This is a genomic window from Exiguobacterium sp. s121 (assembly GCF_018617245.1).
Classification (GTDB): Bacteria; Bacillota; Bacilli; order Exiguobacteriales; family Exiguobacteriaceae; genus Exiguobacterium; species Exiguobacterium profundum.
Window position 1 is genome coordinate 1,556,961 of record NZ_JACSJV010000001.1, and the last position, 16,393, is coordinate 1,573,353.

A 16,393-nucleotide genomic window follows, 5' to 3' on the forward strand; every position below is an offset into this window, starting at 1 on the left:
TCAACGTACAATCTTGAGATCTCGAATAATTTGATCGGAATTCGTCAATGGAATCGCACCTTCTTCAATCAACCGGTTCGGTCCCTCCGCGAGTGGATCAAGGGGTGAACCTGGCACCGCAAATACCGTTTTCCCTTGCTCTAGAGCATGTCCGACCGTATTCATCGTCCCACTCTTTCGTCTCGCCTGTATAACGACCAACGCATCGCCAAGACCACTGACCAAACGATTTCTTTCCAAAAATTGAAATTTTTGAATCGGCGTGTTTGGTACATATTCACTAAGTAAGACTCCCTCTTGTGGAATCTGTAAAAGCATGTCTCGGTTCGCCTCCGGATAGAGCCGGTTCAGTCCAGCTCCCAGTACCGCCACGGTCGGTCGACGAGCGCGAAGGGCATGGGCGTGGACGAGCCCGTCGATTCCGAGGGCGCCACCTGAAACAGATACAGTTTCTTCTATTAAAGAGTGATAGTGATTCACGAGCGATTGACTGATACGATTCAACTCACGACTTCCGACCATCGCAGTCGTTCTTTCTTGTAGTACCTCTAAATCTCCATGATAAAACAAGCAATATGGTGGGTTGGGGATGTCGAGTAACCGTTTCGGAAACAAGTCGTCTTCCCATGTGACGAAATGTTTATACGACTCCGATGCGTGCCAGGCTCGTTCAGCCCGTCTCCAGACATGTTCAGAAAATTGTGTGCGATGTGCTCCGAGTGTCCCGTTTAAATAATGATGCACAAACTCAACTGGCATTCGTGCTGCAGCAAACCGAGCTATTGTTTGATTCATCACAAACTCTCCTTTAAAAAAATGAGGGATGCAAGCATCCCTCAAGATTCTCATGTCGTCGGTTGACCCGTGACACATGCTTCGTATAATCCTTGCTGTTTCAAGACACGAATCAACGTTTCACCGATAACCGCTGGTGTTTCAGCGACTTCGATTCCATTCGCGTTCAATGTCTTGATCTTCTCAGCAGCCGTACCTTTACCACCTGAGATGATTGCGCCCGCATGTCCCATGCGCTTGCCTTCAGGAGCCGTCTGGCCGCCGATGAAACCGATGACTGGTTTCGTCATGTTGGCTTTTACCCATTCAGCTGCCTCTTCTTCAGCCGTTCCACCGATTTCCCCGATCATGATGACCGCTTTCGTGTCCTCATCTTCGTTGAACGCTTTAAGCGTATCGATGAAGTTCGTTCCGTTGACCGGGTCTCCCCCGATTCCAACAGCTGTCGATTGTCCGATACCTGCTGTCGTCAACTGATGAACCGCCTCATACGTGAGCGTCCCAGAACGTGATACGATTCCGACGTGCCCTTTCGTATGAATGTAGCCAGGCATGATGCCAAGTTTCGCTTCTCCAGGTGTGATGATACCAGGACAGTTCGGTCCGATTAAACGAGCCGGTTTGTCCTCGAGATAGCGCTTCACTTGAATCATGTCCACAACTGGGATTCCTTCTGTGATACAGATGATAAGCTCGATGCCGCTGTCTGCCGCTTCCATGATTGAATCCGCTGCGAAAGCAGGTGGAACATAGATGATCGATGCATTGGCACCAGTTGCTTCGACCGCTTCAGAGACGGTGTTGAAGACTGGAACGTTGTCGAGGACCGTCGTGCCACCTTTACCAGGTGTGACACCACCGACTAATTTCGTGTTATATGCGAGCATCTGTTCACCGTGGAACAGACCTTGCTTCCCTGTAATCCCTTGAATGATTACTTTCGTATCTTTATCCGCCCAAATACTCATGTCGTTTCCCCCTTATCGAACAAGTGCTGCGATTTTTTCTGCACCGTCAGCCATCGAGCTGGCCGTCGTGATCGCAAGTCCAGATTCATCGAGAATGCGCTTCCCGGCATCAACGTTCGTTCCTTCTAAGCGAACGACGAGTGGTAAGTCGAGTCCGATTTCTTTCGTCGCAGCGACAATCCCCTCTGCGATGATGTCACATTTCATGATCCCACCGAAAATGTTAACGAAGATCCCTTTGACCTGGTCATCAGACAAAATCAACTTGAATGCTTCTGTTACTTTTTCTTTCGTCGCACCGCCACCTACATCGAGGAAGTTAGCGGGTTCAGCGCCGTAATGTTTGATGATATCCATCGTTGCCATCGCAAGACCGGCACCGTTGACGAGACAACCGATGTTTCCGTCGAGTGCGATGTAGCTGAGGTCGTGTTTTGACGCTTCTACTTCACGTGGGTCTTCTTCCGTCGTATCACGAAGAGCAAGGACGTCCGAGTGACGATAGAGCGCGTTGCTATCGAAGTTCAACTTCGCATCGAGCGCAATGACGTTACCGTCTTTCGTCGTGACGAGCGGGTTGATTTCCGCGATTGTGCAATCTGTCTCGACGTACACTTTATACAGCTTCATGACCATGTCACTGAACTTATTGACAAGTTTCGTCGGGACTTCCATTTTGAATGCGAGACGACGCGCCTGGAATGGACGTAAGCCAACGACCGGGTCGACGATCTCTTTATGAATCTTCTCTGGTGTATGTTCAGCGACTTCTTCGATGTCCATTCCACCTTCAGATGAACCCATGATGACAATTCGGCCGATCGAACGGTCAAGCACGAGTCCTAAGTAAAATTCTTGGTCAATCGCAGAACCTTCTTCGATATAGAGACGCTGGACAACTTTTCCTTCCGGACCTGTTTGGTGTGTCACGAGCGTTTTCCCGAGAATCTCTGAAGCATATTGCTTCACTTCTTCATCTGTCTTCGCAAGTTTAACACCACCCGCTTTACCGCGGCCACCTGCGTGGATTTGAGCTTTTACTACCTTCACTTCACCTTCAAGCTTCGCAGCAGCTGCAACAGCTTCTTCAACAGTAAAGGCTGGATAACCCGTCGGAACGGCTACCCCAAACTCTCTTAACAATTCTTTCGCCTGATACTCATGGATATTCATATGTTTTCCCCCTTAGTCCCCTTTAATATCGGCACGTCTATTGTAACGAAAAACTGAAAGCGCTGTCTATCGTTCTTGCTTTAAGTTTTCATCTTTTTTTCACATATATCCCTAGACAAATCAAATTTTATCCTGTTCCATCTGATAAAGAAACACAAAAAGTTCCGCAATGACTTGATAGACGTCCTCTGGAATCTGCTCTTCAATGTTCAAGGCCGACAGTAACGAGAGGAGCGCTGGGTCTTCATGGATAGGAATGCCGTTCGCTAAAGCAACTTCAAGCATCCGCTCGGCCACGATACCCGTTCCTTTTGCTACGACATGGGGCGCATCCATCGACTGCTCATAGGAGAGCGCCATCGCTTTCTTCTGGTCTTTCATATTTGGAGGTCCACCTTTCCGAGCGGCGCAAACGTTGCCGGAACGTGTTCACGCTTCGCTTCATACGAAAATGAAGACAGTTCGAATGACACCTTTTTTAAACCTTCTTTCAAAAGTGGTTCGTATGTACGGACGTATGGAGCCAAATCGTGTTGCTCATTGAATACACGTACGGACACGTAACGCTTTTGGATCAACACATCAATCCCGGTCTCACCATATCGCGGCGTTTCAAGAAACAAGACGATCCGCGCATGATCCGAGTCCATCGTCTCTCGTTTCGGGGCCTCTAGACGAAGTTGAACGTTTTCAAACGGACCCAATTGCGGTATGTGAAATGCTTGAGCGACGAACGGTGGGCTTTGGCTCGCGTTGAACGCTTCCTGCGCACGCACGAACTGCTCGAACTTCGGCTCACCTTTCGCTTTGAATAGCTCCCCGACGAGCGCTTTTACATCCTGACCTGCGCCGCTTTCTAACGCGGTTTTGCCGGCCGCCTTCACGGAGTCCGGCGTCAGCATCGGTTCTCGCATCAGGCGTCCGAGCTGTTCTCCTAACGCCTGCAGAGGCGACTTGGCCGCCATGAGCGATTCTGTCGCTTGCGTGACGACCTTCAAGACGAGCTTCGGTTCAACGTCCGTGACGACCAGCTTATACGTGACGTTCTCTTTCACGTTCGCATTGACACCGACCCGGAAAATCCCTTGGGGTAGTTGCATAACCGCCTCGTTGCCAGGTAAGAGCTGCAATACCTTTCCGACGACTGTGTTCCCTAGTAATAGCGGGCGTGACGTCTGTTCCGTCACTTTGAACGGCATCACCCCTTGATGATCGATCCGCAACGCGACCACTCCTTTCACATATGCTTGATGGGGGCGAACGTACGGCGATGAATCGGAGTCACCCCAAGGCGTCTTAACCCTTCTAAATGAGCCTCTGTTCCATATCCTGCATTTTTCGCAAATCCGTATCCAGGATACGTCAAATCATATTCTTCCATCATCCGGTCCCTTACCACCTTAGCGACGACACTTGCCGCGGCTATCGACACACTGAGCGTGTCCCCTTTAACCAATGACTGTTGAGGGATGTCGAGCTCGAGTTTCATGGCGTCAATCAATAGGGCGTCTACTTCTCCGACTTGATGAATCGCCTCTGTCATCGCTAGTTTCGTCGATTCGTATATATTGATGACATCAATCGTCTTCGGCTCGACGATGCCGACACCGACCTCCGCGACCTCGATGATGTGTGCGTATGCTGCATCCCTCGCCGTTTTGGACATTTTTTTCGAATCATTCAATCCCGCGAGATAGAACCCATCCGGTAACAAGACTGCCGCAGCCACGACCGGTCCCGCGAGCGGTCCCCGTCCGACCTCATCGACTCCGACAATTCGAGTGAAGCCTCGCGCCTTCCATTCATGTTCATACGTCATGCGACTTTCGAAATCGACCTGTAACGCCCGTTCTCGCTCGAATTGACGGTGTTTTTGCCGAAGCAACGTTTGCACGCCCGCTCGTGGGTCTCGTGACAAGGTCGGGAAGATTTGTACCCATTCTTCATATCGGATGTCCTCTAGTTGTTGTTTAATCTGTTGAATCGTCACGGTCTTCCTCCTATTCAAAAAAGCCCTGTGTGCACAGGGCTTTACGCCATTTCGTGATCAGCCGGTGTCTCAAGCGAGATCCGTCCGATTTTTTCATGTCGTAGTTCATTCAAAAGTAGTTCGCTCGCTTTTTCGAAATCGACGTAACCGCCACTGATGAGACCACGTTTTTTCCCGATCAACTCAAGGAGCTCAACGCTGTCCTCGGGTAACGTTTCAAGTTTGAATCGTTCCTTTAATTGTTCAGGATAACGAGCATGCAACTCACGAACCGTATACAAGGCGATATCATCCAAGTTGAGAATCTCGTCTTTGATAGCGCCGGTCGCGGCTAGACGATATCCGACAATTTGGTCCTCAAATTTCGGCCAGAGAATCCCCGGTGTGTCCAACAGCTCCATCTCGCCGCCTTTCATCTTGATCCACTGTTGACGCTTCGTCACACCAGGACGGTCGCCCGTGATGGCGATGTTTCGTCCGGCGAGACGGTTGATGAGCGTCGACTTCCCGACGTTCGGGATTCCGATGATGAGCGCACGGATCGGTCCGGGGTTCCGCCCCTTCTCACGCATCCGGTCATGCTTTTCTTTCATCAACTTCTGAGCACCCGTGATGAGCTGTTTCAAGCCTTTGCTATGTTTCGCGTCGACAGCGACAACCTCGACTTCTTCGCGTTTCAAGGCACGTAACCACGCCTCCGTCACGACGGGGTCGGCCATGTCTGCTTTGTTCAAGACGATGAGACGGGGTTTTCCCGCTGTAATCTCATCGACCATCGGGTTGCGACTCGACTGAGGCACGCGTGCATCTACGAGTTCGATGACGACATCGATTAGCTTTAATTTTTCAGTTACTTGTCTTCTTGCTTTGGCCATGTGGCCAGGAAACCATTGAATTGCCAAAAAAGCACCACCTTAATCTTCTACCGTGCCAACATCATCGAGTGGCCAGAAGATGAAGTTCGTCTTGCCGACAATCTCCTCTTTCGACACAAATCCGATCTCACGGCTGTCTTTCGAGTTTTGACGATTGTCTCCCATGACGAAGTATGATTCCTCTGGAACGACCGACTCACCCGTCACTTGTTCGAGTGTGAAGTTCTCGGTCAACGGGAACCCGTTCATCTGGGCACGAAACTCGTCTAAATACGGCTCTTCTACCGCTTCACCATTAATATAAAGCACATCATCTCGATATTCGAGCGTGTCGCCTGGGATGGCGATGACACGTTTAATATAGTCTTTTGATTCAGTCGCATGGAATACGACGATATCACCTCGGTCTAGCTCCCCAACATAGTTCGAAATTTTACTGACGATCATTCGATCCGCATTGTGGAGTGTCGGCATCATCGACTCTCCTTCAACGATGACAGGAACGAAGATGAACGTCCGGATGACGAACGCGATGACAAGAGCGACCACGATGGCTTTTAGCCAACTAAACACTTCTTTCAACTTCACTCACTCCTCTATCCATTTGAACTTATTGTACTAGAAAAAAAGAAGCTTGTCGCAAGCGACAAGCTTAATTCCCATCTTAACGACGGATTTCTTTAATACGTGCTGCTTTACCGCGAAGGTTACGGAGGTAGTAAAGTTTCGCACGGCGAACTTTACCGTAGCGTACGACTTCGATTTGTGCAACGCGTGGTGAGTGAAGCGGGAATGCACGCTCAACACCTACGCCGTAAGAAATCTTACGGACTGTGAATGTTTCGCTGATGCCGCCACCTTTACGCTTGATTACAACACCTTCGAAGATCTGGATACGCTCACGCGTTCCCTCTACAACTTTAACGTGGACACGTACTGTGTCACCAGGACGGAAAGCAGGTACGTCCGATTTGAATTGTTCTTCTGTGATTTCACGGAACAGTTTTTGTGTGTTCATGAATCATATCTCCTTTTTCTTCAATGTTCATATCTTCATATGCCCAAGCATCCAATAGCGGAACATCGGTAATCGATGGGTTTAACCCACATGCTCAAACATAGCATATATTTCTCAATCGCGCAACGATTGCAGAAACTTTTTATCGACATCCGTCAACTCGACATGTTCGAGCAAATCCGGACGTCGTCGATACGTGCGTTCGAGCGATTGCTCTCGGCGCCATGCCTCGATCCGGGCGTGATTTCCCGACAAGAGCACTTCCGGCACGGTCAATCCACGAAAATCAGCCGGTCGTGTATAGTGAGGGTATTCCAAGAGACCAGTCGAGAACGAGTCATCTTCATGGCTCGCCTGATCGCCAAGTACATCCGGAATGAGCCTTACGGTCGCATCAATCATGACCATCGTCGCGAGCTCTCCACCTGTCAAAACGAAATCACCGATCGACACCTCGTCGGTCGCCAGTTCATCATGGATCCGTTGGTCGAACCCTTCATAATGTCCACACAGAAAGACCAGATGTTCCTCCTTGGCCCATTCTTCGGCCATTCGTTGATTGAACGGTTTTCCGGTAGGCGTCGTGAGAATGACCCTTGGGCTCTTCGCCTCAAGGGAATGAAATGCATCAAAGATCGGCTGCGGCGTGAGCAACATGCCCGCTCCACCGCCGTAAGGATAATCATCGACTTTATGATGCTTGTTCGTTGAAAAGTCCCGAAAATTGAGGAACGACATCTCCACCTGTCCGAGCGCCTTCGCTCGACCGACGATGGAGTGATCGAGCGCATGAAACATCTCCGGGAACAACGTCAATACATCAATCTTCATCGTCAATCATTCCAGGGATCGGCGTGATGACGACACGCTTCGCATCGACATCAATCTCTTGGACGACCGATTCGATATAAGGGATGAGCGCGTCCGACTTTCCTGGTCGTTTGATGACCCATACATCGTTCGCTCCATTCGTTTCAAAGATGTCGTCGACGACACCAATGACTTCCCCATCCACGACAGCCTCACAGCCGATGATTTCATGATAATAAAATTCGTGTTCGTCCAAGTCGTGGACGTGTTCGGCGTGGACATATAGTTTCAGCCCTTTATATTTTTCAATGAGGTTGATATTGTCAAACCCTTTGAATGTGACGAGGTGAAACTGCTTATGAGGACGATACGTCGTGATCGTCATTTCCTGTTTCGTTCCGTCGACATCAAGAAACAACGTGTTTCCTTTTTTAAATCGCTCTTCTGGAAAGTCTGTCGCCGCCAAAATCTTCACTTCCCCTTTCAGGCCGTGCGTATTGGCGATTTTCCCTACATATAACCAGTCCATCTTTTTTCCTCCTCAACAAAATAGGCCGACCTCAGAAAAGGTCGGCCACATCATTACTTCGCGTTTTTCGCGTTGTGGAATTTCTCCATGATCCCTGCTTTAGAGAACAAGTTGCGTACTGTGTCAGATGGCTTCGCGCCGTCTGCCAACCATTTGAGAGCGAGTTCTTCGTTGATGCGAACTTCTGCTTCTGGTTTTGCAACCGGGTTGTAGTGACCAACTTGCTCGATGAAGCGACCGTCACGTGGTGAACGTGAGTCTGCTACAACGATACGGTAGAAAGGTGATTTTTTTGCGCCCATGCGCTTAAGACGAATTTTAACTGCCATGGTAATATACCTCCATCATGTGTTTAAGAATTGACAACTTTTATAGTATACAGCTTTTTCGTTCGACTGACAAAAGATTTTGTTAGAAGAATGGAAGGCCGAGACCTTTTTTCTTCCCTTTCATTTGTCCTGACATTTGTTTCATCATCTTCTTCATGTCATCGAACTGTTTGATGAGACGGTTCACTTCTTGAATCGAGCGACCGCTCCCTTTTGCGATCCGCTTACGACGACTCGCGTTGAGCACTTCCGGATTGGCGCGCTCATGTTTCGTCATCGAGCGAATGATCGCTTCGACGTGATCGAGTTGTTTCTCGTCGATTTGGACGTTCTTCAACCCTTTCATCTTACCTGCACCAGGTAACATCGAAAGTAATTCATCAATTGGTCCCATGTTTTTCACTTGGGCCAACTGTTCAATGAAATCATCGAACGTGAATGACGCGTCACGAATTTTGCTTTCAAGCTCCTTCGCTGCGTCTTGGTCCATCTGTGTCTCGGCTTTTTCAATGAGCGAGAGCACGTCCCCCATTCCGAGGATCCGTGACGCCATGCGTTCCGGGTGGAATGGTTCGAGGGCATCCAACTTTTCTCCGAGACCGACGAATTTAATCGGCGCTCCCGTGACTGCCTTAATCGAAAGGGCTGCCCCACCTCGTGTATCTCCGTCGAGCTTTGTGAGCACGACCCCGGTGATTCCGAGTTTCTCATTGAAACTGTCGGCCACATTGACCGCATCTTGACCCGTCATCGAATCGACGACGAGGAAGATCTCATTTGGTTTGGCAATCGTCTTCACATTTTCGAGCTCGCCCATAAGCGTCTCATCGATATGAAGGCGACCGGCCGTATCGATCAACACGAAATCGTGATGATTTGTTTTTGCGTACTCGAGTGCCTTCGTCACAATCTCTTCCGGCTTCACTTGATCACCAAGTGAGAAGACTGGTAAATCGAGTTGTTTTCCGAGTGTCTCGAGCTGCTTGATTGCTGCAGGACGGTAGATGTCCGCCGCGACGAGAAGTGGACTTCGGTTATGCTTTTTGCGAATCAAGTTCGCTAGCTTCCCGGTCGTTGTCGTTTTCCCTGCCCCTTGCAGACCGACCATCATGACGACTGTCGGTGGTTTCTGACTGAATGAGATCGGGACGACATCGCTTCCCATCAAGTTCGACAACTCTTCGTGAACGATTTTGACGACTTGTTGACCTGGCGTCAATGATTTCATGACATCCTGACCAACCGCGCGTTCCTTCACGTCATTGACGAATTGCTTGACGACTTTAAAGTTGACGTCGGCTTCGAGGAGGGCGAGGCGAACCTCACGCATCATCTCTTTGACATCGGCCTCCGAGATTTTCCCTTTACCGCGCATTTTTGAAAGTGTCGATTGCAATCGTTCTGATAATCCTTCAAATGCCATGCTTCAGCCCCCTACTCTAAATTCTCAAGCGCAGAAATCGTGGCGCTCACGTCATCGGTGAGCTCGACTTGACGTTTGAGGGTCTGAAGAAGTTGCTGGCGCTGTTCGAACTTTTCGAATAGGGCTAGCTTTTCCTCGTACTGTTCAAGCATCGTTTCTGTGCGCTTTATGTTATCGTAGACCGCTTGACGGCTGACTTCAAACTCTTCCGCAATCTCTCCGAGCGAGTAGTCATCTAGGTAATAAAGAGACATATAGTTGCGCTGTTTCGGTGTGAGGAGCGCTTGATAGAAATCGATGAGATAGTTCATGCGATTCGTTTTTTCGAGCGTCAAACCTTTCACCTCCACATGTTAAGTGAAATCCCTTTACAACTACCTATAGTACAGCCGTGCCTACTACTTGTCAAGTTTTTTTCTTAACAGCAAAACTTAGGCGAGGTCCTCGTTTGTGTCCTCTTTTTCCATCGAGGCATCCTGTGTCTTGTCCTCAAAAACATCGCCGAACAGTCCAAGGACGAACTGTTCTGGATCAAACTCCTGTAAATCGTCAATCTTCTCTCCAAGCCCGACATACTTGACCGGGATATCGAGTTCGTTCCGAATCGCTAGGACGATTCCGCCTTTGGCCGTCCCATCGAGCTTCGTTAAGACGATTCCGCTCACGTTCGTCGCTTCTTTGAACGCTTTCGCTTGAACCATGGCGTTTTGACCCGTCGTCGCATCGAGGGCGAGTAACACTTCGTGCGGTCCGTTCGGAACTTCCCGCTCAATGACTCGTTTTACTTTTTCAAGTTCTTTCATTAGATTGACCTTATTTTGGAGACGTCCCGCCGTATCACAAATCAAGACGTCCATGTGACGAGACTTGGCGGCTTGAACGGCGTCAAAGACGACGGCAGCCGGGTCAGACCCTTCCGTTTGACGAATGACGGGAACCCCGACACGTTCTCCCCATACTTGAAGTTGCTCGATGGCGCCGGCACGGAACGTATCCCCTGCCGCGAGCATGACGGAACGCCCTTCAGATTTCAACTGGTGCGCCAGCTTGCCGATGGTCGTCGTCTTTCCGACACCATTGACGCCGACAAACAAGATGACCGTGAGTCCGTCTTGCATATTCAGTTCACGGTCCGATTCATCCTCTTGGAGGCGGTTCGCCACGACTTCGACGAGTGCGTCACGCACCGCGACCGGGTCCTTCAGATTACGTCGCTTCACTTCTTCTTTCAAATCTTCGACGAGATCCATCGTCGTCGTGACGCCGACATCCGCTTGAATGAGTAAATCTTCGAGTTCATCGAAGAACTCTTCATCCACTTCGCGGAAGCGATAGACGAGGTCGTTGACGGCACTTGCAAAGCCGTCACGCGTCTTCGTCAACCCCTCTGTAAACTTTTGTGACACCTCTTGGGTAGATGTCGTCAACTTCTCTTTTAATTTCTTGAAAAAGCTCAACGTGATTCCTCCATCTCTTCATCCATTTCAACGACACGTTTTGCTTCAGACAGTTCGACCGATAATACCTCGGATACCCCGTTCTGTTGCATCGTGACGCCATATAGTGTATCCGCCGCTTCCATCGTCCCTTTACGGTGCGTGATGATGACGAACTGCGTATCGATTGACAACGTCCGAATGTATTCTCCGAAACGATGCACGTTCGCCTCGTCAAGGGCCGCCTCGACCTCATCGAGAACACAAAACGGTACCGGACGCGTCTTCAAAATCGCAAACAATAAAGCGATGGCCGTCAGCGCACGCTCTCCACCAGATAACAGACTGAGTGTCTGTAACTTTTTACCCGGTGGTTTGGCGACGATTTCGATTCCTGTGTTCAACAAATCCGATTCGTCTACCAATTTCAAATCCGCTTCCCCGCCACCAAAAAGCTCGGTGAACGTCTGTTTGAAATGCGCCCGGACGCTCGTATACGTCTCTTTGAAGAGGCGTGTCACTTCGCGGTCCATCTCGGCGATGATCTCATATAAATCTTCTTTTGCACTGACGAGGTCATCCCGCTGTTCGGACAGGAACGTGAACCGTTCGTGGACACTATCAAACTCTTCAATCGCATTTAGATTGACCGGTCCGATTTCTTCGATTTGACGAACGAGCAACTTAAACTCCTCTTTCGCCTCTTCTAACGGGATTTCGAGTGCCGGCAATAGTTCTGCGACGAGTCCGTTCTCTTCTAACACATCGAGCTTCCATTGTCGTTTCAGCTCGAACTCTTGTTTCGCCGTTTCAAGTTTTCGAACGACAGCTTCAGCTTGACGTCTTGCCTCCGTTGCCTGATCGACCCGTTGACGTATGATCCGATACGCCTCTTCGTTCGTCTTGAGTGTTGTTGACGCTCCTTGAAGCCGCTCTTGAATTTCTTTGAAATCCAGTTTGGCAGTAGCAAGCGTCGCCTCGAGTTCTGCAGATGACACGACTTCTCCACTCTCGAGCCGCGTCAATTCACGCTCCATCTGATCGCTACGTTCCTGCAAACGACTTTGGTCGGTCATCAGACGGTCCAATTCATATTGGACCCGCTCTTCTTCGAGCGTGTGCCGCTGAAGATCGAGCTCGTTTTGACGCAGCAACGATTCCAGTTGACCCGTGCTCTCAGCACTTTTCGCCTGCTCTGCCCGAAGCGATTCGAGACGTGAACGAATGTCAGCTTGGGCGCGGTCCGTGTCGGCCAATTCAATCGTCAATCGCTCTAATTCAGCAGTCGAGGTCTCGATCGTCCGCTCATAGCGCATCATTTCATGATCGAACAGTTCCAGTTGTGACTTGGCATCGAGGGAGGCACGTTCCGCAGTACGGTAGGCCGACTCGACTTCACGGAGGCTCGTTTCAACGGAACGTTTCTCATCCCGAAGTTCAGACAACTGCTGCGTAATGTCCTCCAACTGTTCTGTGTACTCTTGAAGACGTGTTTTTTGCTCATGCAACATGGCGAGGCCTTGAGTGAGACCATGTTTCAAATCATCTAATTCGCGCGACTGAGTGAACAGGGCCACGCCCTGCTTGCGACTACCACCCGTCATCGATCCGCCAACGTTGACGATATCCCCTTCTAACGTGACGACACGGAAACGATATCCCGTCGATTGGGCGATACGGTTCGCGACTTCAAGTGTCTCCGCCACAAGCACGGAACCGAGCAACGACTTTTTCAACGTCTCGTATGATGCATCTGTTTCGACGAGTTCCGACGCCACACCGACAAATCCGTTCATCGAGTCGAGTCGATCTAACACCTCACTCGGCACGAATCTCGGTTTGATCGTCGTCATCGGCAAGAATGTCGCTCGTCCTGCGTTGGCTTTTCGTAATTTGTCAATTTCACGGCGTCCCACCGTCTCATCTTGTACGACCACATGCTGCTGTGTCTGCCCAAGTGCCGTTTCGATGGCCGCTTCATACGAAGGACGGACACGGATCAGTTCCGCGACAGCACCAAGGACACCTGATGAACGGTCTTTTAAGACGAACTTGACCGCATGGAAATAGCCTTCATACGATTGCTTCATCCGTTCGAGCATCTCGATTCGGTCTTCCGTCTTCTGACGGCGGCGTTCGAGGTCGTAGAAAGACGATTCGGCTCGTGTACGTTTTTCACGAATTGCCGTCTCTTCGTCCCGAAGTTGCGTCTCTTTTTGACTCAGTTGTTCAAAGCGACTTTGTACCGCTTCATACTGCTCTCGAGTCGCCAAAAGTGTCGCTTCCTGTGAGGAACGATCATCGAGACGATGTTTGTTCTCGCGTAGAAGGCGTTCTTTCGACTCGACGGCGACATCGATATCCCGTTGTTCCCGCTTTTGTTGGTTACCGATTGTCGCTTTCGTTGTCGCGAGTTCGAACGCCTCACTTTGTAACGCTTCGATTTCAGCATTGAAATCACGAGAGGCGGCTTTCAACTGTTGTTGAAGTGACTCTCTCGTCGCAGTCGTTTGTTTCAACGTGTTTCCTTTTTGGTCAAGTTCTTCATGAACGACCTTCAATCGCGCTTCAAGCTCGGTCATCTCTGCACGTACTTCTTCACGTTGTCGGATGAGTCGTTCTTTCATCTCGGCACCGTGTTCTTCTTGTGCTTTTGCGAGCTTGATGTCACCCGTCAAACGCTCGACATAAGTCGAATGCTCCCGTTCTTTTTGGTTCAGCTCTGTCAATTCTTCACGTAACTCGGCGAGCTTCGCTTCGAGCCCGCTACGTTCCTCCGTGAGGTCACGTAACGAACGGTCACAGTCAGATAACTGTTGAACCGATTCCACGTGACGTGCGGACACTTGCTCAATCTCCTGTTGGAGCAACTGAATTTCTGCGCCCATGATTCCTGTTTCGAGTTCATCATGTCTCGCTTTGGCGACTTTGTACTCCCGAGCGAGCGCCGCTTGTTCACGGAGCGGTTCGACTCGGTCCGCCAACTCGAATAAAATGTCATCGACCCGGGACAAGTTTAATTCGGTGTCCTGTAACTTGCGTTCAGCCTGTTTTTTCCGCTGACGATATTTCAATACACCGGCTGCCTCTTCGATGACGGCACGTCGATCTTCCGGTTTCCCAGAAATGACTTGTTCGACCCGCCCTTGACCGATGATGGCGAATGCATCTCGTGAAAGACCTGTATCCATAAATAAATCAATCACATCTTTTAACCGACATGGTTTTTTATTCATAAAATAGTCGCTGTCCCCACTTCGGGTCACGCGACGGGTCACACTCACTTCTTCATATGGGAGACGCAACTGTTCGTCTCGATTATCGAGAACGAGGGTGACCTCGGCGACATTTCGGTGATTCTCTCCTTCACTTCCGGCAAAGATGACATCTTCCATCTTGGCACCACGAAGTGATTTGGCCGACTGTTCTCCGAGTACCCAGCGAACAGCGTCCGATATATTGGATTTCCCGCTCCCGTTCGGCCCTACTACAGCCGTGACGCCGGGACGGAAATCTAATTCAATTCGCTTGGCAAATGATTTAAAGCCAGCGAGTTCGATTCGTTTTAAGTGCATCGTGACCATCCTATCCGCAGTAAGCATTCATCTGTATATTTTACCACAGTTAACAGTTCGTCAAAATGCCCGAATCATGCTATTCTAAAAAGAACTGTAGAAAGGGGAATACAGATGACGAATGAACAGATGATTGAAGCCATTTTGGATAAAATGAACATTATTAACCGCGGTGCAATCAAAGCGGAAGAATATAATGCGGCTGATCCGTCAGCGGTGAAAGAGATTTACGAGTACGTGATGACACGCTCTTCGCTCTCTTTGTCGGAAGTCGATGGTATCGTCGAAGAACTCGGTCAATTGACATGAAAAAGGAGTGGACCCCCAAGCGGTCCACTCCTTTCGTTTATAAATCTGCGTAGCGCCGATTAAAGGCAATAAGCGCTTCTTTAGCAGCCAATTGCTCGGCTTCTTTTTTCGAACGCCCAACTCCTTCACCGACGATGTCGTCGCTGAGGCGTGCATGTGCGACGAATTCCCGGCTATGCGCCGGCCCACGTTCCTCAATGATCTCATACGATACAGGTCCGAGCCCTTCCCGTTGGACGCTCTCCTGTAACTGGCTCTTGAAATCGGTCTGTTCTTCGAATACTCCCGCTAAGACTTTCGGAAAAACCGCTTCGGCGAGGAATCGTTCGACGGCCTCAATTCCTTGGTCCAAATAAAGAGCACCGATATAGGATTCGAACACATCGGCAAGCAGTGCCGGACGTTTTCGTCCACCGGTCAACTCTTCACCTTTCCCAAGCAAGATGAAGTCAGAGAAAGCATAAGCTTCCGCAAAATTCACGAGTGACGGTTCGCATACGATCGCCGCTCGTAATTTCGTCAATTCCCCCTCGGAGCGCTCCGGATAAGTCTCATAGAGGAAGCGAGATACGGTCAGTTCTAAAACAGCATCCCCTAAAAATTCTAAACGTTCATTGTCTTTTCGTAACCCGCGTTGCTCATTCACATAAGATGAGTGTGTGAACGCCTGCATCAACAAGTCGTGATTCGAAAATTGAACGTTCAACCGTTCTTCCAATGATTTAAATAGTTCCAAGATGCGTGCTCGTTCCATCTCCTGACGCCGACGCCGTTGCGCCGACCCTTGACGGTCAAACCGTCGTTTGTCTTTTGTCATAGTTCCCTCCATGAATAAGCACAAGCCCACCGCCCGGAACCGAGCGGTGGGATGGCTTGATTACAATTTTGTTTCGATGTAAGCCACTACGTCGCCAACAGTCGCAAGCTTCTCAGCGTCTTCGTCTTCGATCGTGATGTCGAATTTGTCTTCGAGGTCCATCACCATTTCCATTACTTCAAGTGAATCCGCACCAAGGTCATCCTTGAACGATTTGTCTGCTGTGATCTCAGATACGTCTTTCCCGAGTTTCTCAGCAACTGCTTCTTGTACGTCTACTAAAATTTGTTCTTTTGTCATGATAAAATCCCTCCAAAGGTAAGTATATTAAATGTCAGTCTGTTGG

Annotated in this window: 19 protein-coding genes; 1 reads left to right on the forward strand and 18 read right to left on the reverse strand. The window is 49.7% G+C overall.

Annotated features, from left to right (window positions below; translation table 11 throughout):
* The 16 genes from dprA to smc all read right to left on the reverse strand — a co-directional run bounded on the left by dprA (position 1) and on the right by smc (position 14,921).
* A complete protein-coding gene (dprA, locus tag KOG47_RS08020) occupies positions 1-795 on the reverse strand; it encodes a DNA-processing protein DprA (protein WP_074037261.1) in 795 nt (264 codons plus the stop codon).
* 50 nt (positions 796-845) lie between these two features.
* Positions 846-1,763 (reverse strand): succinate--CoA ligase subunit alpha, encoded by a 918-nt coding sequence (gene sucD / locus KOG47_RS08025; protein ID WP_015881376.1) that lies wholly within the window; start codon positions 1,761-1,763, stop codon positions 846-848.
* A 12-nt stretch (positions 1,764-1,775) separates the two neighbouring features.
* Positions 1,776-2,936, reverse strand: coding sequence for an ADP-forming succinate--CoA ligase subunit beta (gene sucC, locus KOG47_RS08030; RefSeq protein WP_159562085.1), 1,161 nt, complete (start codon positions 2,934-2,936; stop codon positions 1,776-1,778).
* 120 nt (positions 2,937-3,056) lie between these two features.
* On the reverse strand, positions 3,057-3,317 hold the full coding sequence (locus tag KOG47_RS08035) for an EscU/YscU/HrcU family type III secretion system export apparatus switch protein (RefSeq protein WP_074037264.1): 261 nt from the start codon (positions 3,315-3,317) through the stop codon (positions 3,057-3,059).
* Complete coding sequence (locus KOG47_RS08040; RefSeq protein ID WP_214691058.1) at positions 3,314-4,159, reverse strand: hypothetical protein; 846 nt, start codon at positions 4,157-4,159, stop codon at positions 3,314-3,316. The genes KOG47_RS08035 and KOG47_RS08040 overlap by 4 nt, the downstream gene beginning before the upstream one ends.
* 14 nt (positions 4,160-4,173) lie before the next feature.
* The gene (locus tag KOG47_RS08045) at positions 4,174-4,926 is read right to left on the reverse strand and encodes a ribonuclease HII (protein WP_215244048.1); all 753 of its coding nucleotides are present in this window, start codon (positions 4,924-4,926) and stop codon (positions 4,174-4,176) included.
* A gap of 41 nt (positions 4,927-4,967) precedes the next feature.
* Positions 4,968-5,828, reverse strand: coding sequence for a ribosome biogenesis GTPase YlqF (gene ylqF, locus KOG47_RS08050; RefSeq protein WP_196430536.1), 861 nt, complete (start codon positions 5,826-5,828; stop codon positions 4,968-4,970).
* Between the two features lie 12 nt (positions 5,829-5,840).
* Entirely contained in the window at positions 5,841-6,383 is a 543-nt protein-coding gene (gene lepB / locus KOG47_RS08055; RefSeq protein WP_015881370.1) for a signal peptidase I, read from the reverse strand.
* An 82-nt stretch (positions 6,384-6,465) separates the two neighbouring features.
* Positions 6,466-6,819, reverse strand: a complete 354-nt coding sequence (rplS, locus tag KOG47_RS08060) for a 50S ribosomal protein L19 (RefSeq protein WP_015881369.1) — start codon at positions 6,817-6,819, stop codon at positions 6,466-6,468.
* Between the two features lie 114 nt (positions 6,820-6,933).
* Entirely contained in the window at positions 6,934-7,650 is a 717-nt protein-coding gene (gene trmD / locus KOG47_RS08065) for a tRNA (guanosine(37)-N1)-methyltransferase TrmD (protein WP_074037266.1), read from the reverse strand.
* Positions 7,640-8,158, reverse strand: a complete 519-nt coding sequence (gene rimM / locus KOG47_RS08070; RefSeq protein ID WP_015881367.1) for a ribosome maturation factor RimM — start codon at positions 8,156-8,158, stop codon at positions 7,640-7,642. Before rimM ends, trmD begins: the two co-directional genes overlap by 11 nt.
* Positions 8,159-8,211: 53 nt before the next feature.
* Positions 8,212-8,487 carry a 30S ribosomal protein S16 gene (gene rpsP / locus KOG47_RS08075; protein WP_015881366.1) on the reverse strand — a complete coding sequence of 92 codons (276 nt, stop codon included), beginning with the start codon at positions 8,485-8,487 and terminating at the stop codon, positions 8,212-8,214.
* 82 nt (positions 8,488-8,569) lie between these two features.
* Positions 8,570-9,910: a signal recognition particle protein gene (gene ffh, locus KOG47_RS08080; protein ID WP_159562079.1), complete on the reverse strand. Its 1,341-nt coding sequence runs from the start codon at positions 9,908-9,910 to the stop codon at positions 8,570-8,572.
* Between the two features lie 11 nt (positions 9,911-9,921).
* Entirely contained in the window at positions 9,922-10,245 is a 324-nt protein-coding gene (locus tag KOG47_RS08085) for a putative DNA-binding protein (protein WP_015881364.1), read from the reverse strand.
* Between the two features lie 96 nt (positions 10,246-10,341).
* Positions 10,342-11,367, reverse strand: coding sequence for a signal recognition particle-docking protein FtsY (ftsY, locus tag KOG47_RS08090; protein WP_214691060.1), 1,026 nt, complete (start codon positions 11,365-11,367; stop codon positions 10,342-10,344).
* Positions 11,364-14,921, reverse strand: a complete 3,558-nt coding sequence (smc, locus tag KOG47_RS08095; protein WP_215244049.1) for a chromosome segregation protein SMC — start codon at positions 14,919-14,921, stop codon at positions 11,364-11,366. Before smc ends, ftsY begins: the two co-directional genes overlap by 4 nt.
* A 114-nt stretch (positions 14,922-15,035) precedes the next feature.
* Here smc and KOG47_RS08100 point away from each other — a divergent pair, with 114 nt between their 5' ends.
* Entirely contained in the window at positions 15,036-15,230 is a 195-nt protein-coding gene (locus KOG47_RS08100) for a DUF1128 family protein (RefSeq protein WP_015881361.1), read from the forward strand.
* A gap of 37 nt (positions 15,231-15,267) precedes the next feature.
* On the opposite strand, the gene rnc is transcribed toward KOG47_RS08100, so the two are convergent.
* Positions 15,268-15,984, reverse strand: coding sequence for a ribonuclease III (rnc, locus tag KOG47_RS08105; protein ID WP_074037940.1), 717 nt, complete (start codon positions 15,982-15,984; stop codon positions 15,268-15,270).
* Between the two features lie 123 nt (positions 15,985-16,107).
* Entirely contained in the window at positions 16,108-16,347 is a 240-nt protein-coding gene (gene acpP, locus KOG47_RS08110) for an acyl carrier protein (RefSeq protein WP_074037274.1), read from the reverse strand.
* Between the last annotated feature and the right edge of the window lie 46 nt (positions 16,348-16,393).